Raw genomic sequence first — 20472 nt, 5'->3', positions numbered from 1 at the left:
GGGTTACTCCGACATGATCCCGGAGTAACCCTTTTTTTATGATTGATGGTCTGAAAGAATGCGGCGACGCAATTGAATACCAAAGTATGTCGCTACGCCACTTAACACGAGGCTGCCCAAGATAATGGCGGCGCTCCCCTCGGCCACCCCGATTCCAATGCCGACGAATCCTGCGACAACGGCCGTTGCGATCAATACAAACATTAGCTGCATGGAGGTTCCTCCTTATTTTCTCTTCTCTTCCCTATTGTATGATAAAAAACACGAGATGAAAACGTTCACAGTCGATTCCACTCGACAAAGGTACTGTGACGTGTGCTATACTCTTAAAGTTGAAGAAAAGTTGAAATTTTTTAAATAAGAGAGGAATAACTACATGAACGTAAGAACAAACCTTCGTAACGTAGCCATCATCGCGCACGTTGACCACGGTAAAACAACGTTAGTCGATGAATTATTGAAACAGTCTGGTACTTTCCGGACGAACGAGGCAGTCGCAGAACGCGCGATGGACTCGAACGATATCGAGCGTGAGCGCGGAATTACCATTCTCGCAAAAAACACAGCAATCGATTATAAAGAGACTCGCATCAACATCGTAGATACACCAGGTCACGCAGACTTCGGTGGAGAAGTTGAGCGAATCATGCGTATGGTAGACGGCGTTATTCTTGTTGTCGATGCGCGTGAAGGCTGTATGCCACAAACTCGTTTCGTATTGAAAAAAGCACTCGACCAAGGACTTCGTCCGATTGTCGTCGTCAACAAAATCGATAAGCCGATGGTTCGTCCACTCGACGTTGTCGATGAAGTTGTTGATCTCTTGATCGACCTTGGCGCAGATGAAGATCAACTTGAATTCCCTGTCGTCTATACATCAGCAGTCAGCGGTTCAAGTTCGTTCGATCCTGACCCAGAAAAACAAGAAGATACAATCACGCACGTACTCGACACGATTCTCGAAAACACGCCGGCTCCAGTGGACAACTCAGACGAGCCACTTCAATTCCAAGTGACGATGCTCGACTATGACAACTACCTCGGCCGTATCGGCGTAGGTCGCGTCTTCCGTGGGAAAATCAAAGTCGGTGAGCAAGTATCGCTTTGTAAGACAGACGGTACGGTGAAGCAACTTCGTGTCACGAAATTGTTCGGTTACTTCGGCCTCAAGCGCGTCGAAATCGAAGAAGCTAAAGCAGGTGACTTGATCGCTATCGCCGGGATGGAAGATATCAACGTCGGTGAAACGGTAACGCCAGTCGGTAAAGAAGAGCCACTTCCGCTCCTTCGCATCGATGAGCCAACGCTTCAAATGCGTTTCATGACAAACAACTCTCCATTCGCAGGACGTGAAGGCGATTTCGTGACGGCACGTAAAATCGAAGAGCGTTTGATGAAACAACTCGAGACGGACGTTTCACTCCGTGTCGAAAACACAGATTCACCAGACCAATGGATCGTATCAGGACGCGGTGAGCTTCACCTCGGGATCTTGATTGAAAACATGCGTCGTGAAGGTTACGAGCTCCAAGTATCGAAACCACAAGTTATCATCCGCGAAGACGAAAGCGGCACAAAAGTTGAGCCGTTCGAGCGTGTCATCATCGACGTACCTGAAGAGTACACAGGTTCAGTCATGGAATCGATTGGTCTCCGTAAAGGTGAGCTTGCGAACATGAACACGAATGACAACGGTCAGACACGTATGGAATTCCTCGTGCCATCACGTGGTCTTATCGGTTACCGTAACGAATTCTTGTCAGCGACACGTGGATACGGAATCTTGAACCATACGTTCGAAGAGTACCGTCCATATATCGCTGCTGATATCGGTGGTCGTCGTAGCGGTGTTATGGTTTGTATCGAAAACGGGAAGTCGACGGCCTACTCAATCGGTGCCCTTGAAGACCGTGGGACAATCTTTATCGAGCCAGGTACAGATGTGTATGAAGGAATGATCATCGGGGAATGTAACCGTGATGTTGACCTTGCCATTAACGCTGTTAAAGGGAAACAATTGACGAACATGCGTGCTTCTGCAAAAGACTCGACACAAGTCTTGAAACGTCCGCGCGTCTTCTCACTTGAAGAGTCACTCACGTTCTTGAACGATGACGAGTACTGTGAAATTACACCGGAGTCGATCCGTCTCCGTAAGAAAATCTTGAACAAGAACGAACGCGAGAAAGCTGACAAGCGTCGTAAACTTGGTAAAGAATAAGTTAGCAGAAAGGGGACGCTTCGGCGTTCCCTTTTGCATGGAATAGTGTAGAATGGATGTGTATGAAATAAAGGGGGACTCTTTGTCTTGAAAGCTTCTCAAACAATCGATATCACACAGATTGACGTTCCGTGGATCGCTTCGATGCTAGGTGTCGGCAGTGACCCGAATGACTTTTCCGTCGGGTTCAATGCACTCGTTGTCACGGTCATCTTACTGACAATCCTTGTCTTTAAACTTGGTTTTGCGAAACAATTGGCATGGTGGAAGTCGCTCATCGTCTATATTCTGCTTTCACTTGGAGCAGGTACGATGGCACTCGTCTTTTTCACATGGCCAATCCCGGAAGTGCTTGCCGTCATGGCAATCGTGTTAGCCATTTATCGTGGTCGCCTTTGGTGGAACCGTCGTCAAGATGCGGTAGAATCATAAAAAATACGGGCGTCTCTTCGGAGGCGCCCGTTTGCATTACCAATTTCGTTTCTGTCGAAATGTAGGATATAACTTGAACTGTCCAGATGCGGCGCGTTCAGCCGTTCGTTCGCTGATTCGCTCCTGACACTCTTGACACATATACGTTTTAGCCGGTTTGTTACGCAAGCGTTTTGCTTCAAACGACCATGAGTCGATGGTCTCGACTTTATCGCAAAGAGAACATTTTACACGCATCTTTTCACCTTCCTCTATACGATGAGTATAGCATGATTTCAACCGTTAAAAGCAGGGAATTGAACCGGTAAGGGAGAATGGTACAACCATACCCGGTTAAAAGGAGGGGAGTTGAATGGCGAGTAAGGCAACGTTTGAACTGACAGCTGCGCAAGAGCGCCTATTGAACGACATGCCGTTAACATTTCTCGTCGGTTTCGACGAGGCGAAGCGTTGGCCGATCAGCCATGCGATCAGTTGGGTGCAAGCGTTAGATGCTGTCACGGTCCGGTTCGCATTGACAAGAAATTCACATATCGTGACCATCTTGACGACAGAAAAGACGGCTGGCCTCATTTTTATCGAAGATGGTCAGTCCTATCATGTTTTACTCTCAGCGATTCGAGAGTTCGATCCGGCGGTTAAACCAAGCCTTCATCTTCGTTTTTTTGAAGGACATGTCGAAGAAGTGAGGAACATCTCGTTTTATGGAGCAGCTTACGCACAGCCCGAAATCACGAAAACGTATGATATTCGAGCGGCGGAAAAGCTTGACCGTGAAGTGAAAGAAAGTCTTCATTCTTGAATACCATCCTATATTCGAGGGGCGGCAAAGTCTATGAAAAAAACGTATGTACTCGATACGAACGTACTCCTACATGATCCGCTATCCTTATTTCAATTTGAAGAACACGACGTGGTCATTCCAGCCATCGTCCTAGAAGAGTTAGATGGAAAGAAACGAAACATGGATGAGGTCGGGCGGAATGCCCGTGAAACGTCACGTGTCCTCGACCAGCTCCGGACATCGGGAAAACTCCATGACGGGGTCCCGCTTGAAAACGGAGGACGTCTGTTTGTCGAAATCGGTCATGAACACCAGGTCGATATTCCGTTCGATGTCATGACAAACGATAACCGTATCCTACTCGTTGCCTTAAAGTTAATGAAACAATACGAGCATGACGCAGGTCGAAAGGTCGTCGTCGTCTCAAAAGATATATTGGTCCGTGTCAAAGCGGACGCCATTGGAATTGATGCAGAAGACTATTTGACAGATCATATCGTTGATACGACGGACTTATACGCCGGCTATCGAGAGATTGAAGTCGATCAGTCGCTCATCGATGAATTTTATAAAGTTCGTCAATTGCCGACGACGGCCTTGACGAAACAAGTGCTATATCCGAATTCATTCGTCGTCTTGAAAAGTAATGTGTCGAAAGCGAGTGCGCTTGCTGTGGTCGATTCGCTTCAACCGATTTTACGACCACTGGCACTCGATGCAGATCATATTTGGGGAATTCATCCACGAAACGTTCAACAGCGGATGGCACTCGACCTGTTGCTTCGAGATGACATTCCGTTTGTCACCTTACTTGGGAAAGCCGGTACCGGGAAGACGCTCCTTGCCCTAGCAGCAGGGCTCTCGCTCGTCGAGGATGAACAGCGTTACAATAAGCTCGTCGTCGCTCGCCCGGTCGTGCCGATGGGGAACGATATCGGTTACTTGCCAGGGGAAATGGAAGAGAAGCTTCGTCCATGGATGCAACCGATTTATGATAACTTGGAATTTTTATTCAATGCGAATTCAAAAGACGAGCTCGGGAATATTCTAGCCGGTATGAAATCGATTCAGCTCGAGGCGCTCACTTATATTCGAGGTAGAAGTATGCCGGACCAGTTCATCATCATCGATGAGGCGCAGAACTTAACGAAGCATGAAATCAAAACCATTCTCACCCGAGTCGGTGAAAACTCGAAAATCGTACTCGTCGGCGACCCGTATCAAATCGACCATCCGTATTTGGATGAATACTCGAACGGCTTGACGTACGCGGTGGAACGCTTCAAAGGACAAAACGTCTTCGGACACGTGCAACTCGTAAAAGGGGAACGTTCGTCACTTGCACGATTGGCGGCTGACCTACTATAAGAAAGATACAAAATAACGCCGAGCTTCGTGCTCGGCGTTATTTTGTATCGAGTTGTAACGACTGGACGTTCGTCCGTTCTAAGAAGGCATTCGAGATCATAATCAATCCCGTGATGATGAACAGGGCAGAAAATCCGAAGTGTGCCACGATTTGGGATCCAAATAGCGGTCCGAGTAGATTCCCCATGAACTGAGCGGACTGATTGTATGAAAAGATGCGCCCCGTCGCAGAGACCGGCGTATGCTGGCGCAGTAGCGATTGAACGGACGGCATCAAGGCGGCCGTTGCGAACCCGATTCCGAAACGCAACAAGATGAGTTGAGTCGTTGAGGTAACGAATGCTTGCGGAATCAAGAAGAGGCTATAGAGGAGCAGTGCCCAAAACAAGATGCGCTCCGCTCCGTGTCTGTCCGATAACCGTCCGAGACGCTGCGCCGAAACGAGAGCGGCCAGTCCCGGAGCGGAGGCGACAATCCCTGCCATGAAGGCGAGCGCGGTAGTGTTCGGATTCAATTCACGTACGTATAATGTCAAGAGTGGTCCGATGGATTGTGTCGAGAACTGAATGAGGAACGTTGTCACAAACAGACCGACAATCAACTGTGGATGTCGCAGTGAGGCGAAAATCGATTTCATCGACGCGAGTTCTTCGCGTTTCACTGGGACAAAATCTTCTTTTACGAACCAAAGCGTGATGAGGAACGTCAGGAAGAGTGCACTTCCGGTAAAGAGAAAAACGGATCGAAGCCCAATCCAGTCTGCGAGCAGTCCGCCGATGAGGGGACCGAGTAGACCACCAGTGATTCCACCGGTTGACAGGGTACCGAGCGCCCAGCCACTTTTCTCTTTTGGTGTCTGAGATGCGACTAACGTGATGCCGGCTGAAATAAATCCAGACACGGCCCCCATGAGTAAACGCAACCCGACGAGTTGATATACGTCTTGGACGAAGCTGATGAGGAACATGACGATGGCCATCCCGAGACTGGCTCGGATGAGCATCAGCTTTCTTCCTTTTCGGTCAGCCAAGCGTCCCCACATCGGAGAGACGATGGCGGCTACGAGGAACGTCGCGCCGAACGCAATCGCAGACCAAGTGACGACGTGGTCCGGATCCTTTACCCCGAGTTGTTCGATGAACAATGGGAGGAATGGAAGGACGAGGCTCATCGACGCGGCGGTCAAGAAGCTACCGATCCAAACAACCATTAAATTTCGTTTCCATAGAGGTATCGTAAGCGTCACGACCTTTCTTATTCAATTTGTAGTCAACACTCTATATACTACACTTTGTGAACTAAAAAGTCCAAAAAAAGAGAAGGTGTGACCCTTCTCATTGATTGCTTAATACGGTGATATGATTGACTTGGCGAATGACCTGATCCTCATATAATACATAGACAGGTCCGTCTGTAAGTACTTTTCCGTCTTTTGAAAATTGTAAATATACTTGTGATGCCTCGCTGAGCGATAGAGTCAATATGGTCTCCCCGTAAAAACGGACATGTGTCGCAAGCTCAATCGGTTCGGCATTGTTTAAAAATGGCGCGAGCGGCATGGCGAACGAGTCGCGTAATGCTGCATCCTTGTCTTGTCGCGACATCGGTTTGTTGTGGTCGATTCGAGTTCCTTGTGACAATCCGTCATCCCATGCTTTCCCCATTTTCGCATAGTATGCCTCACGGTCATTCTCCGTCACCGAGTCCAAATCTTCAATCTTCCGTTTTCGTTCGTCAAAAATCCATACGGTCGGGTCAATCGTCAGACTGTGGCGAACCGCTCCATCAAGTGGAAAAGTCATGCTTATATCCCCCTTCATACACATTACACGTTCCATTATAGCGCTCTTTCTCGTAAAATGGAAAAGAGGAAGAATGTCGCGTTCATTCATACTGTACATTGAATTATGATGAAAGATAATGTACAGTTGAGTTATGACAAACAGTCTGTCATCGTACGGAGGAGGGGTCGTAGTGGCGACAAATTTGGCTGCAATCCAACGGGAGCAAGCGCTTCAATTACTCGAGGCGGATGCTGAAAAAATCCGTTGTCTGATTGAAGTGCAGTTAGAAAACCTAAAAATGCCGAAGTGCCCGCTTTATGAAGAGGTGCTTGATACACATATGTTTGGACTATCGCGCCAAATTGATTTTGCGGTTCGTCTTGGACTCATTTCAGACATTGAAGGTAAAGGACTGCTCGATTCATTGGAACAAAAGTTGTCTGCTTTGGCAGAAGCTTCAGAACTATGAACCTTATACTCAAACTGTGCAAGTGGCGCTGTTTGAGTATTTTTTTTAAGGGTTGTCAGATTGTTTTACATAAGGAAGTGAATACATGAAAACACGGTTTCGGTATTTTGATTTTGCGTTGTTTTTGTCAGTGCTCTTGCTCGTCGGGCTAAGCTCCATCATGATTTATAGTGCGAGTGTTTGGAATCGTGGGGATTACGCGAATAGTAGTTTATTCTATCGCCAGCTCGTCTACGTTGGCATTGGAATCTTTATCTATTTGATTGCGACGTTGTTCCGATATGAGATGTTTCGGAAAAAAGGCATTCGCCTCGGTCTTTATGCGCTCTCTGTCATCTTGCTGTTTGTCACGTGGGCGATGCCTCCATTGAATGGGGCGCGAGCTTGGCTCATCATCGGAGGAATGACCATTCAACCGGTCGAGATTGCGAAGTTCGTTCTCATCATACTGCTTGCGAACTACTACCATGAACTATGGAATAATGAGTTGAAAGGACTCCCTGGTCGACTAGCGCGGGCCGCTATCACGAAAAAAGGGTTGCGTGCACAAATCGGCGCCTTCTTTTTAGTGCCTGTCCTCTTTTACTTTTCGTTTTATGCGATCGCAATCAATGGACAGCCGGATATGGGGGGGCTATTCGTCCTCGGTTCCATCATGTTGCTCATGTGGTTCGGTGTCGGGGCGCCGCTTCGAATTTTGATTCCAGGGATTTTAGCTGGGGTTGGTACTGTATTCGTATTGTTCACGACCATCTTTTCGGAGAATCAACGAAGTCGGATTGAAGTCGTGTTCAACCCGTTCATGGACCCGGAAGGATATGGACACCAATTGCTCATGTCGATTATCTCAATTGTACATGGTGGATTGACCGGAGTCGGACTTGGGAACAGTTTTCAAAAGTATGGGTATTTGCCAGAACCAGAAACCGACTATATCATGTCGATCATTGCAGAGGAGTTAGGATTCCTCGGTGTATTGACGGTTTTAGTCCTTCTCTTCTTCATCGCCTTTCGCGCGATTCATATCGCCAATCATGCGGATAGTCACTTTGCGATGTTCGTATCGTTTGGGATTGCATCACAAATTATGATTCAGACGGCCATCAACATCGGTGCGATGTCCGGTTGGTTCCCAGGGACAGGCGTAACCTTGCCACTGGTCAGTTATGGAGGAACATCGCTCATCATGATGATGGGTGTTCTCGGGGTGCTCAGTAGTATCTCGATGCGTAACCGTCATCGAGAAGCGACACGACGAGAAGAAATTCGGGTGAAGTCAGAAGAAAACGTTCAACGCTCATCGCTTCACGTTGTTAGGTAAGGAAACAAACAAACTTCATTAACGGGGGGATTTCATTTGAAACCAATTAAAAAGTTACTTGTTGCAAACCGTGGGGAAATTGCCATTCGCGTATTTCGCGCGGCGACAGAGTTAGGCATTCGAACGGTAGCTGTCTATTCGCAAGAAGATAGCGGCTCCTTACATCGCTTTAAAGCTGATGAAGCCTACTTGATCGGTGTAGACAAAAAACCGATCGATGCGTACCTCGATATCGAAGACGTGATTCGAATCGCTAAGGAGTCAGACAGTGATGCGATTCACCCAGGGTATGGTTTCCTTTCAGAGAACATTGAACTCGCACGACGTTGCCGTGAAGAGGGCATCATCTTTGTCGGACCGCATGAGTCACATTTACATGCGTTCGGGGATAAAGTACGAGCACGTCAGAGTGCGATTGCTGCGGGTCTTCCTGTCATCCCGGGTTCGGATGGACCGCTCACATCATATGAAGATGCTGAAGCATTTGCGAACGAGCACGGATTCCCGCTCATGGTCAAAGCGTCGATGGGTGGCGGAGGACGCGGAATGCGTGTCATTCGAACAGAAGCGGAAATGAAAGATTTGATTGAACGTGCAAAGTCAGAAGCAAAGCAGGCGTTCGGTTCTGACGAAGTGTACATAGAAAAACTCGTCGAACGTCCGAAACACATCGAGGTGCAAATTCTTGGAGATGAGCACGGTCACATCGTTCACTTATTCGAGCGTGACTGTTCGGTTCAGCGCCGTCACCAAAAAGTTGTCGAAGTGGCGCCTTGTGTGACATTGTCTGATGCATCGCGCCAAGCGATTTGTGATGCGGCGGTCCAACTCATGCGTCACGTCGGTTACGTCAACGCCGGTACGGTCGAGTTCTTGGTGACCGAGGACGAGTCGTTCTACTTCATCGAGGTCAACCCGCGCATTCAAGTGGAACATACGATCACAGAGATGGTGACGGGCTTTGACATCGTTCAAACGCAATTGATGATCGCGCAAGGTGAGTCGCTCCACGGTGATATGATTCAAATGCCGAAACAAGAAGACATTAAACTTCTCGGTTATGCAATCCAATCACGTGTTACGTCTGAAGACCCAGGCAACAACTTCATGCCGGACACAGGGAAAATCATGGCTTACCGTTCTCCGGGTGGCTTTGGTGTCCGTCTTGACGGTGGGAATGCGTATGTCGGTGCAGAGATTTCACCGTACTACGATTCACTTCTCGTGAAATTGTCCACACATGGCATGACATTCGAACAAGCGGCCTCGAAGATGGTTAGAAACTTGAACGAGTTCCGGATTCGTGGAATCAAGACGAACATTCCGTTCTTGATTAACGTCATGAAGCACCCGAACTTTATCAGTGGAGATTACAACACGTCATTCATCGATGAGACGCCAGAACTGTTCGTCTTCCCGAAACGAAAAGACCGTGGGACGAAACTGTTGAACTATATCGGGGACGTGACGGTGAATGGATTCCCGGGTGTCGGTCTGAAAGACAAGCCGATCAGCCGTTCGGTGCGAATCCCACATGACCTCCCAGCAGAAGCGAAGCCAGGGACGAAACAAATTCTTACAGAGCTTGGACCGGACGGCCTCGCCGATTGGATCAAACGTCAACCGGAATTGTTGCTGACGGATACGACGATGCGAGATGCCCATCAATCGTTGCTCGCGACGCGCATGCGGACACAGGACATTTTGAACATTGCCGAACCGACAAGCAAACTCATGCCAGAATTGTTCTCGGTCGAGGCGTGGGGTGGAGCGACGTTCGACGTCGCCTACCGCTTCTTATCCGAAGACCCATGGGTACGTCTCATGAAGCTTCGTGAGAAGATGCCGAACGTCTTGATTCAAATGTTGCTACGCGGTGCGAATGCGGTCGGATACAAAAACTATGCAGACAACGTCATTGAGAAATTCGTACACGAAGCGGCATATGCCGGAGTCGACGTGTTCCGAATCTTTGACAGTCTCAACAACTTAGAATCGATTCAATTGGCAATCGATGCGACACTTCCGACTGGGAAAGTGGCGGAGGCGGCCATCTGTTATACGGGAGACTTGTACGATGGCAACCGTCCGAAGTACCACCTTCCGTATTATATCGACCTCGCGAAGAAACTTGAGGCGAGTGGTGCGCATATCTTGGCAATCAAAGATATGGCCGGTCTATTGAAGCCGGAATCGGCCTATGCACTCGTATCGGCATTGAAAGACGCCGTAGACTTACCAATCCACTTGCATACACACGATGCTTCCGGTAACGGGATCTTCACCTATGCTCGTGCGACAGATGCCGGTGTCGATATCGTTGACGTTGCAGCGAGCTCGATGTCAGGGATGACGTCACAGCCTTCAGGTGGAAGTTTGGTCTACGCGCTCAACCACCACGAACGTCAGCCGAAGGTCGACCCGAAACAATATGAGATTATCAGTGACTACTGGCAAGACGTGCGTCATAACTATGAACCGTTTGAAAGTGATATGCGTGCCCCGCATCCATCCGTGTATGAGCACGAGATGCCGGGTGGACAATATTCAAACCTCCAACAGCAGGCGAAAGCGGTCGGCCTTGGAGACCGTTGGGGCGAAGTCAAGGCGATGTATGCCCGAGTGAACATGTTGTTCGGGGACATTGTCAAGGTGACGCCGTCATCTAAAGTTGTCGGTGATATGGCGCTCTTCATGGTCCAGCATAACTTGACGGAAGAAGATGTGATGACGCGCGGACACCAGTTGGACTTCCCGGACTCGGTCGTCGAAATGATGCGTGGTGAATTGGGGACGCCTCCAGGTGGATTCCCGAAAGATGTACAACAAGTCATCTTGAAAGGGGAAGAGCCATTAAACGTTCGTCCTGGTAAATTGATCAAGCCATATGACTTTGAATCGGCACGCCAAGAACTATTCGAAAAATTCGAGCGACCGGTGACGGACTTTGAACTTCTTGCCCATGCGCTTTATCCGAAAGTGTACGAAGACTATATCAAACATACAACGACCTACGGGGATGTATCGGTGCTCGACACGTTGACGTTCTTCTACGGATTAAACGTCGGGGAGACAATCCAAGTTGAAATCGAGACAGGAAAAACATTAATCATCAAGCTCGTACAAGTGAGTGCGGCGAATGAAGATGGCATCCGTCTCGTCTCGTATGAGATGAACGGGGTACCACGTGAAATCGAGATTAAAGATGTCAATGTCAAATCGGCAACGACAAGCCGTCCGAAAGTCGATCGTTCGAACGCCAAACAAGTCGGTGCATCGATGCCGGGGTCTGTCTTGAAAGTATTGGTCGAACCAGGAAGTCGCGTTCACCGTGGGGAGCAGTTGCTCGTCACAGAAGCGATGAAGATGGAAACAACAATTCAAGCGGCACAAGATGGTGAGATTAAGGCCATCCATATTAAAGAAGGCGACACAATACAAAGTGACGACTTGTTGATTGAATTTGTATAATCAAAAGAAGCATAGCGCGCTATGCTTCTTTTTTGTAGATGGGAGTGGAGATCATGAGACGAATATGTTGGTTCCGTTCAGATTTTAGACTGACCGATAATCATATGTTACACCGTGTATTGAAAGATATGGAGGAAGGCGATGACCTAGACTTCGTCTTTTGGTTGAATCCGAAATACTGTCACCCATTCGAAGTGCGGCATGACTATTTCTTCTCGACGATGCGAACGTTCATGGATGATTTAGAAGCGAAAGGGTTAGGGCTTCGTGTCCTCGTCGCGGAGACGGAGGATGCGTTCGTGAAACAGCTCGGCGAGATGGATGTGCTCTATTTTAATGCGGAGTATGTGGAACCGTTCAAACAGCGGGATGACCGTGTGATTGAAGCACTTAGTGAAGAGGTTAAAGTCGTACGACTCCTTGACCGGCATCTGTTTCATCCCGATGCGTTCCGTACAAAAAGTGGCGATCCCTATAAGGTGTTCACCCCGTTCAAAAAAGCGGCGTATGCCGAACAGCCACCCGCACCATATGAGGTTGATGTCGATCGTTTATCTCAGTACATCCGTTCAAAGAATGAACAACCGAGTGAACTGAAAGAGCTCTTCAAGCGATGTAAACGTGAATGGAAAGGGCTAGGGGAAACGGAAGCGAAGAAGCGATTGACCCGCTTTGTCAATGATCGCATGGTCGATTATGACGAGAAGCGTGACATTCCGAGCATCACCGGGACGAGTCGACTATCTCCTTATTTACGGACAGGTGTGTTGTCGATTCGCACGATCGCCGAACAAGTGTTGTCGGCAAGACAATCAAAAGGGCGCGACACGTATTATGATGAGCTGTTGTGGCGCGAATTTTATTACATGGTCATGGCAAAGTTCCACGGATTGAAAGATCAACCGTTCAATGATAAATACAAGTCACTTGAATGGGAGGACAATGAAGAGCAGTTCGAAAAGTGGTGTAACGGGGAAACGGGGTATCCAATCGTCGACGCGGCGATGCGTCAGTTGAACGAGACCGGGTGGATGCACAACCGCCTACGCATGATTGTCGCATCTTTCCTATCGAAACATCTCCTTCTCGATTGGCGAAAAGGGGAACGGTATTTCGAGCAAAAGCTGATCGATTATGAGGCAGCGTCGAATATCGGGGGATGGCAATGGGCGGCCTCAGTCGGGACGGACGCTGTTCCGTATTTCCGTATTTTCAATCCGACGACGCAATCCGAGCGATTTGACCCTGATGGGACGTTCATCCGGAAGTATGTGCCGGAGCTGAAACATATAACAGATAAATCGATTCACTTTCCGGACCCGTCAGAGCGAGACAACTATGCCATGCCAATCGTCGATCATAAAGAAGCGAGAGAGCGTGCCCTCGAACGATTTAAAGCATTGTAAACTAAAAAGCGCCGTGGCGCTTTTTAGTTTGGTTATCCGTTCATGTTTTTCAATTGTGCCCCGTCTTGTCGCGCTGTCGACCGATACGCGTGATAAGAGAGGTATGACAGGATACCGAAGTAGCACGTGATCAAGAATGCGTGAAGGAGCGGAACGTAAGTCGCGTGTCCCCCAAGAACGATCCATGCACCTGTACCGACTTGAAGCAGGATGAAGAAGAGAGACGCCATCATGCCGCGCTCAATCAATCGATTCATTTCTTTACGTGCCAAGTAAAGAACATACAACGTGTACAAGACGAGTAGCCCGGCCATCACACGGTGTCCCATCTGCACATACGACTCAAACGTCCACACTTCTTGTTCACAAATCGGCCAACCGACACAAGCATATGTAGCACCGAGGTGACGGACATAAGCTCCGGTGTAGACGACAATCATCGTATAGATCGAGAGACCGTAAAGATGAGATCGTAATCGTCTCGATACGACTTGATGCTCTCGGTCACCTTCGAATAACAGAATCGTCAAAATGAGTAACGATGCGAACGACACGAGAGAAATGCCGAAATGAAGGGCCAGGATGGCGTCCGACTGTTGCCAAATGACCGCGCCCGCTCCAATGATCGATTGGATGAGCATAAAGATAAATGCGAGAAACGCGAAGATTTTCACATCGACCCGATGTTTGACCGCGATGAACGTCCAAATGGCGAGCGCAATGATGAGAAGACCTTCGATTCCGGAGACTACCCGGTGACTGTATTCGATCATCGTTTCAACGCTTGGATTGGTTGGGATTAATTTTCCATGACAGAGTGGCCAGTCCGTCCCACAACCATCTCCTGAATCCGTCTTCGTCACGGTTCCACCCATGATGAGGACAAGCATCATCCCGAGGGTGACAAACCCTGAGAAAAACGCGAGTTTTTTATGCATGCAATACCACCTGCTTCTAATCGAAATCCGTTAAAAAATGTACCTTGTTTATTTATATTTTTTTCGCCATACTTATTATACGGCTTTCTGTTCAAAAAACGAAATGGAAAAGCTTGCAATCGTTATCAAAAACGTTATTCTAATATTAGTAAAGCACATAAGGTGTGACAAATATCACACTATTGACACAAAAAACTCGCTATTTTACAAGCATAAAGGGCGTATTTTATAAAAAAATATGGTATCTTTGTAGAGAGTTAAGTGTATTTTGTTCATATTGTGTTTTTTCTGTGAAGAGAATGCGAGGATTTCGTGATTATGTGGGGGGGGTCAGTATGACAAAAGTCAACCCAGGGATGACGGTAGATGTAGAGTATACAGAATCAACGTCATTCCGAGATTACGTCGCCTTAGCGAAAATGGGAATCGTTCGCGCCAACCTGTTGTTGGTGTTTGCAGGATTCTTCGTGGCAGCGACGTACCAGAGCGATACGCCAGTCCTTTACTTGTTTGAAGTTTGGCCACAGCTCTTATTAACGATGTTAGGAAGCGCACTCGTGATTTCGGGGAGTTGTTACCTAAACAACTTTGTGGACCGAGATATCGATTACTTAATGGATCGTACGGACAATCGACCGAGTGTAACCGGCAAGATTTCAGGAGAGAAGATTTTACTCCTTGGATTGACACAACTTGCAATCGGAACACTTCTATTGCTCCTTGTATCGTACGTCGCCGCAGTATTCGGTTTAATCGGGGCATTTTTTTATGTCGTGATTTATACGATGTGGCTGAAGCGTACGAGTACGCTCAATACAGTCGTCGGTAGTATTTCGGGAGCCGTTCCACCGCTCATCGGTTGGGCAGCAATTGATCCAAATCTATATATCGATGCGTGGCTTATGTTTCTTGTCATGTTCTTATGGCAACCACCTCACTTCCTGGCGCTCGCCATGCGACGGACGGAAGAGTATCGAGCGGCAGACATTCCGATGCTTCCGGTCGTGAACGGATTTGCCATCACGAAACGGCAGATCATCTGGTGGATTGCGACGCTGATTCCGGCATCGCTCTTATTTATGCACTATGGTCTTGTTTACTTGACAGTCGCAGCCGGTTTAGGGGGCTACTGGTTGTATCTCGGATTGAAAGGATTCAACGCCGAGGACGAAATCAAGTGGGCAAACAAAATGTTCTTCTATTCATTAATTTATTTAGTCGTGTGGATTATCGCGCTGATTTTGACGGCAGCAATGGCGTAATCGCACTCACTATATAGAAAACCATTACACATCATTTTGGGAGAAAGTGGGGATTGTTGTGAAATCATTTAAGAAGCTTCTGTTTGGCATCGTCCCGATGATGATGTTCGCAGTCCTGTTATCAGGTTGCGGTCAAGAGGGATTGTCTGCATTGAAGCCGATGGGAGAAGGGGCTGAGCTTCAGCTCCGCATCATTCTCATCAGTTTGGCGATCATGCTCTTCGTACTCATCATCGTCTCGGTCATTTACGTGTACGTGCTCATGAAGTTCCGTCGGAAAGATGAATCGATTCCGAAGCAAGTTGAAGGTAGCAGTACACTCGAGATGATTTGGACAGTCGTTCCGATTATCCTTCTCATCATTCTCGCTGTTCCGACAATCACGACGACTGTCGAACTCGCGAAAGCGAAAGAAGCGAAAAAAGAAGAAGAAATCAACGTTACAGCTAACTTGTACTGGTGGGAATTTGAATATCCAGAAGCAGGTGTTGTGACAGGGCAAGAGCTCGTCATTCCAGTCGGAAAACGAGTCGGCATCAACTTGACGTCTAAAGATGTCATTCACTCATTCTGGGTACCAGCTTTATCTGGTAAGACAGATACGAACCCAGGACTTGATAACGAAATGTGGTTACATGCAAATGAACCAGGTACTTACTACGGGAAATGTGCTGAGCTTTGCGGTTCGTCACATGCCCTTATGGACTTTAAAGTCATCGCGCTCGAGCAAGAAGAATATGATCAATGGCTCGCTGACATGAAAGCCAAGCAAGACGAGAACGGTGAGAAACTCGTCGCAGACAACACGAACTTGACGACAGGTGAAGAAGTGTATGTCCAAAGCTGCTTGAGCTGTCACGGCGGCGGTAAAGTGGCACCAAGTTTGACGAACTTCGGTGATCGTGAATGGCTCGCAGGTTACCTCGAAAACAACGAGGACAACTTGAAAGAGTGGATTCGTGACCCGCAAGAGAAGAAACAAGGGGCTCTTATGCCAGGATTCAATGAAGGTCAAATCAGCAACGAAGAATTAGATGCACTCGTTGACTTCTTGTATGAGCAGAAGATTGACTAACGGGAAAAGGGGGATTTCACGTGGCACAGACCACTGCAATGCAGCAATCGCGTAAATACAATGGCATCATGGATTGGATTACGACGGTTGACCACAAAAAAATCGGTATTTTGTATTTGTTCTCAGGAATCTTCTTCCTCCTTCTCGGTGGAATTGAAGCATTACTGATTCGTTGGCAACTCGTCAAACCAATGAACGATTTCGTCAGCGGTGAGACGTTTAACCAGTTGATTACGATGCACGGGACGACGATGATCTTCCTTGCGGCCATGCCGATGCTATTCGGTTTCATGAACGCCGTCGTACCACTTCAAATCGGGGCACGCGACGTTGCGTTCCCATTCATTAACTCATTAGGTTTTTGGTTGTTCTTCTTCGGTGGAGTCATGCTTAACTTGAGCTGGTTCTTCGGAGCAGCACCAAACGCAGGGTGGACGGCTTACGCTCCACTTTCAACACAACCGGAAGCGACAGGGGTAGACTTCTACGCTCTCGGTCTTCAGATTTCAGGTTTCGGTACACTGATGGCCGGGATTAACTTCCTCGTCACCATCTTGAACATGCGTGCGCCAGGAATGAAACTCATGCGTATGCCACTCTTCACATGGACGACTTTCGTTGCATCGGCATTGATCGTCTTCGCATTCCCACCACTTACGGTCGGATTGTTCATGTTGATGTTCGAGCGACTCTTCGGAGCTGCTTATTTTGACCCGGCGCTTGGCGGGAACGTTGTCATCTGGGAACACCTTTTCTGGATCTTCGGTCACCCGGAAGTTTACATCTTGATCTTACCGGCATTCGGTATTTTCTCGGAAATCATTCCGACATTTGCGCGTAAACGTCTCTTCGGTTACACGACGATGGTCTTCGCGACAATGCTTATCGGTTTCCTTGGATTCATGGTTTGGGTTCACCACATGTTCACAGTCGGTCTTGGTCCAGTTGCCAACTCGATCTTCGCTGTTGCAACGATGGCGATTGCCGTACCAACGGGTGTTAAAATCTTTAACTGGCTCTTCACACTGTGGGGCGGTCAAATTAAATTCAACGTGGCCATGCTTTACTCAGTCGCGTTCATTCCTTCATTCCTCGTAGGTGGGATGACAGGGGTTATGCTCTCAGTCGCACCGGCTGACTATCAGTATCACGACAGCTACTTCGTTGTCGCTCACTTCCACTACGTAATCGTAGGTGGGGTTGTATACGGTCTCTTCGCAGGACTTTACTACTGGTTCCCACTCATGTTCGGAAAAGCCCTTTCTGAAAAGCTTGGATACTGGCAGTTCTGGTTGTTCTTTATCGGGTTCCACTTGACGTTCTTCCCGCAACACTTCCTCGGATTGTTCGGTATGCCACGTCGAGTCTTCACATACCTCGATGGTCAAGGTTGGGATACACTCAACATGCTCTCGACAATCGGTGCATTCTTCATGGGTGTGTCAACGATTGTCTTGCTCGTCGCTGTTGTGAAAGCCTTCTTGTCAAAAGACCGCGTCAAACCAGACCACTGGGGAGACGGTCGTACGCTTGAGTGGACACTTCCTGTTCCGACTCCGGAGTACAACTTTGCACAAACACCACTCGTCAAAGGACTTGATACGTTCTGGCTCGAGAAAATGGCAGGCAACAAACGCGTGTCAGTCGCTGAGGAAGTTTCGGACATTCACATGCCGAATAACTCGCTCATTCCGTTCTTCATGTCACTCGGCCTCTTTATCGCAGGACTCGGTGCCATCTTCCAGATGGATAACACGGTCGTCGGTTGGTCATTGATTGGATTTGGATTAGGGATGACGTTCGTCTCGATGTTCCTACGTTCTTGGATTGACGATCACGGCTACTACATTCCGAAGTCACAAGTCGAAGCAGACTTGAAAGCGATTCGTGAGAAAGGAGAACAATAAATGGCACATGCAGTTGAAAAACACCCAGTGACCGGTATCCCGGCCAATCCAGAGAAAGCAACACTGGAAGGGAAAAATAAATATGTGGCCTTCTGGTTCTTCCTTGGTGGAGAGACAGTCCTCTTCGCCTCGCTCTTTGGAACATACGTTGGTCTCTTGAACTCTGGTGCGCCAGAGGAATTACGTTCGTATAACATTTTCGAAATGGAGCTCGTCTTCATCATGACGATGCTCCTCCTCACAAGTTCACTTACAAGTGTCCTTGCGATGATGAACATGAAGGCAAACAATCCAGGGCGTATGAAGCTTTGGTTGATTGTGACGCTCCTTCTTGGTGCCGGATTCCTTGGTGCTGAGATTTACGAGTTCATTCAATACTACCACATCGGTCACACGTTCACGTCGAGCGCATTCGGTTCAGCCTTCTATACGTTGGTTGGTTTCCACGGCGCGCACGTAACGTTCGGTCTTCTTTGGATCACGACGCTCTTGATTCGTAACTGGAACCGTCCGATCGATGTATACAATGCACCAAAGTTTTATGTATCGAGTCTATATTGGCACTTTATCGACGTTGTTTGGGTCTTCATCTTCTCAATCGTCTACCTCTTAGGGATGGTGAACTAATATGGAAAAACGAGTAATGAACGAATCTCACAAGCAGTTAGAGCTTGAAGTAAAAGCAGAGTCGAAACGTGAGTATCAGCTTCAATTAATCAGTTTCGCGATGATGATTTTACTCACATTCGTGGCATTCGGCGCCGTCTATGCGGAATTGATGCCGGTGTGGGCAGCAGGTGGTTTTTTAATCATCTTGGCGGTCATCCAAGTCTTCCTACAGTTATATATCTTCATGCATATGAATAACCGTGGGAACACGTGGATCGTTGGCATGATGTGGCTAGGTATCTTTGTTGCCATCATCACGGTCGCTGCACTCCGCTTACTCATTTGGTAATTGTGACAAAGGATTGAACATCTGTGGAAACACGGATGATTCGGTCCTTTTTCCTTTACTTCAAAAATGAATGAATAGTAATCTTGAAGTGAACGGTTTCAAAGGTTAGGGAGAGAAAGAAAAGGGGTGAACGGATGCTCTGGAATACGTCGGAGCTGCTCAATCAATTTGATTGGCTCACGTTATGGAGTCCGCTGTTCGGATTGCTCATGGTCGGGATTTATGTGTTATACGCCGTCGTGACAGAGAGAATGGCGAAGCGAGGATATGCCTCGACCACGTTATTACAAAAGTTTAGTATGTTGTTTGCGATTGTCTTGTATTACATCGGTTTTGGAAGTCCAATCGATGTCATGGCACATATCATTTTATCGGTGCATATGTTCCAAATGGTGCTCGTCTATATTTTGGCACCGGCACTCGTCGTTTACGGTCTACCGTACTGGGTATTCGAAAAAATACTTAGCTTCAAATGGATTGGGCCGACGTTCAAGTTTTTGACGAAGCCACTGATTGCGCTCATTTTATTTAACGCATTGTTCTCGATTTACCATATGCCGGTCGTATTCGACTACGTCTTGACGAACTACGGCGTTCACCGGATTTTCCACGGTGCCCTTCTCGTCTTTAGTTTGACGATGTGGTATCCGGTCATCGTTCCACTCGTCTCAGACGAAGAGGAAGGCATGTCCGATTTGAAACGAATGGTGTACATTATCGCCAACGGGGTCTTACTGACACCTGCCTGTGCGCTCATCATCTTTAGTCAAACGACGCTCTATAATGCATACACGGACCCACAGACGTTTGCGACGGTCCTTGGATACTGTCTCCCGAATGGTGACGTTTCCGGAATTGATTTAGAGGCGTTGATGGGAGCGACGAACAGTGCGCTCGAAGATCAACGTTTCGGTGGGGTCCTCATGAAACTCGGTCAAGAGATCGTGTACGGCTTCTTCTTCGGCTGGACGTTCTTCGGCTGGGTGCGTCGGACGAAGTCACTTGCTCTTGATGAAGGCATGTCATTCACTCCGCAAGAAACAAATGAAAAAAATTAAACAGAACATAAAGGGGAA

At 47.9% G+C, this 20472-nt stretch carries 19 protein-coding genes; 14 read left to right on the top strand and 5 right to left on the bottom strand.

The features are described from left to right. Positions 1-36 precede the first annotated feature (36 nt). Complete coding sequence (locus tag KNO61_RS06015; protein ID WP_159562038.1) at positions 37-213, bottom strand: DUF5325 family protein; 177 nt, start codon at positions 211-213, stop codon at positions 37-39. A gap of 163 nt (positions 214-376) precedes the next feature. Between KNO61_RS06015 and typA the strand changes: the two genes are divergently transcribed. Together typA and KNO61_RS06005 are read left to right on the top strand one after the other, a co-directional pair. Then, positions 377-2221: a translational GTPase TypA gene (gene typA / locus KNO61_RS06010; RefSeq protein ID WP_015881269.1), complete on the top strand. Its 1845-nt coding sequence runs from the start codon at positions 377-379 to the stop codon at positions 2219-2221. 87 nt (positions 2222-2308) lie between these two features. Beyond that, a complete protein-coding gene (locus KNO61_RS06005; RefSeq protein WP_015881270.1) occupies positions 2309-2653 on the top strand; it encodes a YlaH-like family protein in 345 nt (114 codons plus the stop codon). Positions 2654-2689: 36 nt separating this feature from the next. Here the strand turns inward: KNO61_RS06005 and KNO61_RS06000 are convergent, their stop codons facing one another. Further along, a complete protein-coding gene (locus KNO61_RS06000) occupies positions 2690-2890 on the bottom strand; it encodes a YlaI family protein (RefSeq protein WP_015881271.1) in 201 nt (66 codons plus the stop codon). A 115-nt stretch (positions 2891-3005) separates the two neighbouring features. Here KNO61_RS06000 and KNO61_RS05995 point away from each other — a divergent pair, with 115 nt between their 5' ends. Both KNO61_RS05995 and KNO61_RS05990 read left to right on the top strand, forming a co-directional pair. Further along, positions 3006-3455, top strand: a complete 450-nt coding sequence (locus tag KNO61_RS05995; RefSeq protein ID WP_015881272.1) for a PNPOx family protein — start codon at positions 3006-3008, stop codon at positions 3453-3455. Positions 3456-3488: 33 nt separating this feature from the next. After that, the gene (locus KNO61_RS05990) at positions 3489-4805 is read left to right on the top strand and encodes a PhoH family protein (RefSeq protein ID WP_015881273.1); all 1317 of its coding nucleotides are present in this window, start codon (positions 3489-3491) and stop codon (positions 4803-4805) included. Between the two features lie 37 nt (positions 4806-4842). Here KNO61_RS05990 and KNO61_RS05985 read toward each other — a convergent pair whose 3' ends face one another. Both KNO61_RS05985 and KNO61_RS05980 read right to left on the bottom strand, forming a co-directional pair. Next, positions 4843-6015 carry a multidrug efflux MFS transporter gene (locus tag KNO61_RS05985; RefSeq protein ID WP_240499801.1) on the bottom strand — a complete coding sequence of 391 codons (1173 nt, stop codon included), beginning with the start codon at positions 6013-6015 and terminating at the stop codon, positions 4843-4845. A 124-nt stretch (positions 6016-6139) separates the two neighbouring features. Continuing rightward, positions 6140-6607: a hypothetical protein gene (locus KNO61_RS05980; RefSeq protein WP_214872768.1), complete on the bottom strand. Its 468-nt coding sequence runs from the start codon at positions 6605-6607 to the stop codon at positions 6140-6142. Positions 6608-6779: 172 nt separating this feature from the next. On the opposite strand from KNO61_RS05980, the gene KNO61_RS05975 reads away from it, so the two are divergent. From KNO61_RS05975 to KNO61_RS05960, 4 genes are all read left to right on the top strand, one after another. Further along, positions 6780-7058, top strand: a complete 279-nt coding sequence (locus tag KNO61_RS05975) for an Fpa/YlaN family protein (RefSeq protein ID WP_015881276.1) — start codon at positions 6780-6782, stop codon at positions 7056-7058. An 85-nt stretch (positions 7059-7143) separates the two neighbouring features. Further along, positions 7144-8379: an FtsW/RodA/SpoVE family cell cycle protein gene (locus tag KNO61_RS05970; RefSeq protein ID WP_214872766.1), complete on the top strand. Its 1236-nt coding sequence runs from the start codon at positions 7144-7146 to the stop codon at positions 8377-8379. 36 nt (positions 8380-8415) lie between these two features. Then, positions 8416-11850: a pyruvate carboxylase gene (locus tag KNO61_RS05965; protein ID WP_214872764.1), complete on the top strand. Its 3435-nt coding sequence runs from the start codon at positions 8416-8418 to the stop codon at positions 11848-11850. Between the two features lie 53 nt (positions 11851-11903). After that, positions 11904-13256 carry a cryptochrome/photolyase family protein gene (locus KNO61_RS05960; RefSeq protein WP_214872763.1) on the top strand — a complete coding sequence of 451 codons (1353 nt, stop codon included), beginning with the start codon at positions 11904-11906 and terminating at the stop codon, positions 13254-13256. A 32-nt stretch (positions 13257-13288) separates the two neighbouring features. On the opposite strand, the gene KNO61_RS05955 is transcribed toward KNO61_RS05960, so the two are convergent. Continuing rightward, positions 13289-14194: a COX15/CtaA family protein gene (locus tag KNO61_RS05955; protein ID WP_015881280.1), complete on the bottom strand. Its 906-nt coding sequence runs from the start codon at positions 14192-14194 to the stop codon at positions 13289-13291. A 335-nt stretch (positions 14195-14529) separates the two neighbouring features. Here KNO61_RS05955 and cyoE point away from each other — a divergent pair, with 335 nt between their 5' ends. The 6 genes from cyoE to KNO61_RS05925 all read left to right on the top strand — a co-directional run bounded on the left by cyoE (position 14530) and on the right by KNO61_RS05925 (position 20454). Beyond that, the gene (gene cyoE / locus KNO61_RS05950) at positions 14530-15456 is read left to right on the top strand and encodes a heme o synthase (RefSeq protein WP_214872762.1); all 927 of its coding nucleotides are present in this window, start codon (positions 14530-14532) and stop codon (positions 15454-15456) included. A 97-nt stretch (positions 15457-15553) separates the two neighbouring features. Beyond that, a complete protein-coding gene (gene coxB / locus KNO61_RS05945) occupies positions 15554-16531 on the top strand; it encodes a cytochrome c oxidase subunit II (protein ID WP_214731116.1) in 978 nt (325 codons plus the stop codon). Positions 16532-16569: 38 nt separating this feature from the next. Further along, positions 16570-18438, top strand: a complete 1869-nt coding sequence (ctaD, locus tag KNO61_RS05940) for a cytochrome c oxidase subunit I (protein ID WP_214731118.1) — start codon at positions 16570-16572, stop codon at positions 18436-18438. Next, on the top strand, positions 18439-19065 hold the full coding sequence (locus KNO61_RS05935; protein WP_214730936.1) for a cytochrome (ubi)quinol oxidase subunit III: 627 nt from the start codon (positions 18439-18441) through the stop codon (positions 19063-19065). A gap of 1 nt (position 19066) precedes the next feature. Further along, entirely contained in the window at positions 19067-19396 is a 330-nt protein-coding gene (locus tag KNO61_RS05930) for a cytochrome C oxidase subunit IV family protein (protein ID WP_031421543.1), read from the top strand. Between the two features lie 134 nt (positions 19397-19530). After that, on the top strand, positions 19531-20454 hold the full coding sequence (locus KNO61_RS05925; protein WP_214730938.1) for a cytochrome c oxidase assembly protein: 924 nt from the start codon (positions 19531-19533) through the stop codon (positions 20452-20454). Positions 20455-20472: the final 18 nt, after the last annotated feature.

The organism is Exiguobacterium sp. s140 (genome assembly GCF_018617035.1).
In the GTDB taxonomy this organism is placed as follows: Bacteria; Bacillota; Bacilli; order Exiguobacteriales; family Exiguobacteriaceae; genus Exiguobacterium; species Exiguobacterium profundum.
The sequence above is the reverse complement of the archived record's forward strand: the minus strand, read 5'-3'. Positions and strand labels throughout refer to the sequence as shown.

What these genes read in the sequence shown, in the direction of transcription:
- KNO61_RS06015 (WP_159562038.1), bottom strand. Translation starts at nt 213, where the DNA reads ATGCAGCTAATGTTTGTATTGATCGCAACGGCCGTTGTCGCAGGATTC.
- typA (WP_015881269.1), top strand. Translation starts at nt 377, where the DNA reads ATGAACGTAAGAACAAACCTTCGTAACGTAGCCATCATCGCGCACGTT.
- KNO61_RS06000 (WP_015881271.1), bottom strand. Translation starts at nt 2,890, where the DNA reads ATGCGTGTAAAATGTTCTCTTTGCGATAAAGTCGAGACCATCGACTCA.
- KNO61_RS05995 (WP_015881272.1), top strand. Translation starts at nt 3,006, where the DNA reads ATGGCGAGTAAGGCAACGTTTGAACTGACAGCTGCGCAAGAGCGCCTA.
- KNO61_RS05990 (WP_015881273.1), top strand. Translation starts at nt 3,489, where the DNA reads ATGAAAAAAACGTATGTACTCGATACGAACGTACTCCTACATGATCCG.
- KNO61_RS05985 (WP_240499801.1), bottom strand. Translation starts at nt 6,015, where the DNA reads ATGGTTGTTTGGATCGGTAGCTTCTTGACCGCCGCGTCGATGAGCCTC.
- KNO61_RS05980 (WP_214872768.1), bottom strand. Translation starts at nt 6,607, where the DNA reads ATGACTTTTCCACTTGATGGAGCGGTTCGCCACAGTCTGACGATTGAC.
- KNO61_RS05970 (WP_214872766.1), top strand. Translation starts at nt 7,144, where the DNA reads ATGAAAACACGGTTTCGGTATTTTGATTTTGCGTTGTTTTTGTCAGTG.
- KNO61_RS05960 (WP_214872763.1), top strand. Translation starts at nt 11,904, where the DNA reads ATGAGACGAATATGTTGGTTCCGTTCAGATTTTAGACTGACCGATAAT.
- KNO61_RS05955 (WP_015881280.1), bottom strand. Translation starts at nt 14,194, where the DNA reads ATGCATAAAAAACTCGCGTTTTTCTCAGGGTTTGTCACCCTCGGGATG.
- cyoE (WP_214872762.1), top strand. Translation starts at nt 14,530, where the DNA reads ATGACAAAAGTCAACCCAGGGATGACGGTAGATGTAGAGTATACAGAA.
- coxB (WP_214731116.1), top strand. Translation starts at nt 15,554, where the DNA reads ATGATGATGTTCGCAGTCCTGTTATCAGGTTGCGGTCAAGAGGGATTG.
- ctaD (WP_214731118.1), top strand. Translation starts at nt 16,570, where the DNA reads ATGCAGCAATCGCGTAAATACAATGGCATCATGGATTGGATTACGACG.
- KNO61_RS05935 (WP_214730936.1), top strand. Translation starts at nt 18,439, where the DNA reads ATGGCACATGCAGTTGAAAAACACCCAGTGACCGGTATCCCGGCCAAT.
- KNO61_RS05930 (WP_031421543.1), top strand. Translation starts at nt 19,067, where the DNA reads ATGGAAAAACGAGTAATGAACGAATCTCACAAGCAGTTAGAGCTTGAA.
- KNO61_RS05925 (WP_214730938.1), top strand. Translation starts at nt 19,531, where the DNA reads ATGCTCTGGAATACGTCGGAGCTGCTCAATCAATTTGATTGGCTCACG.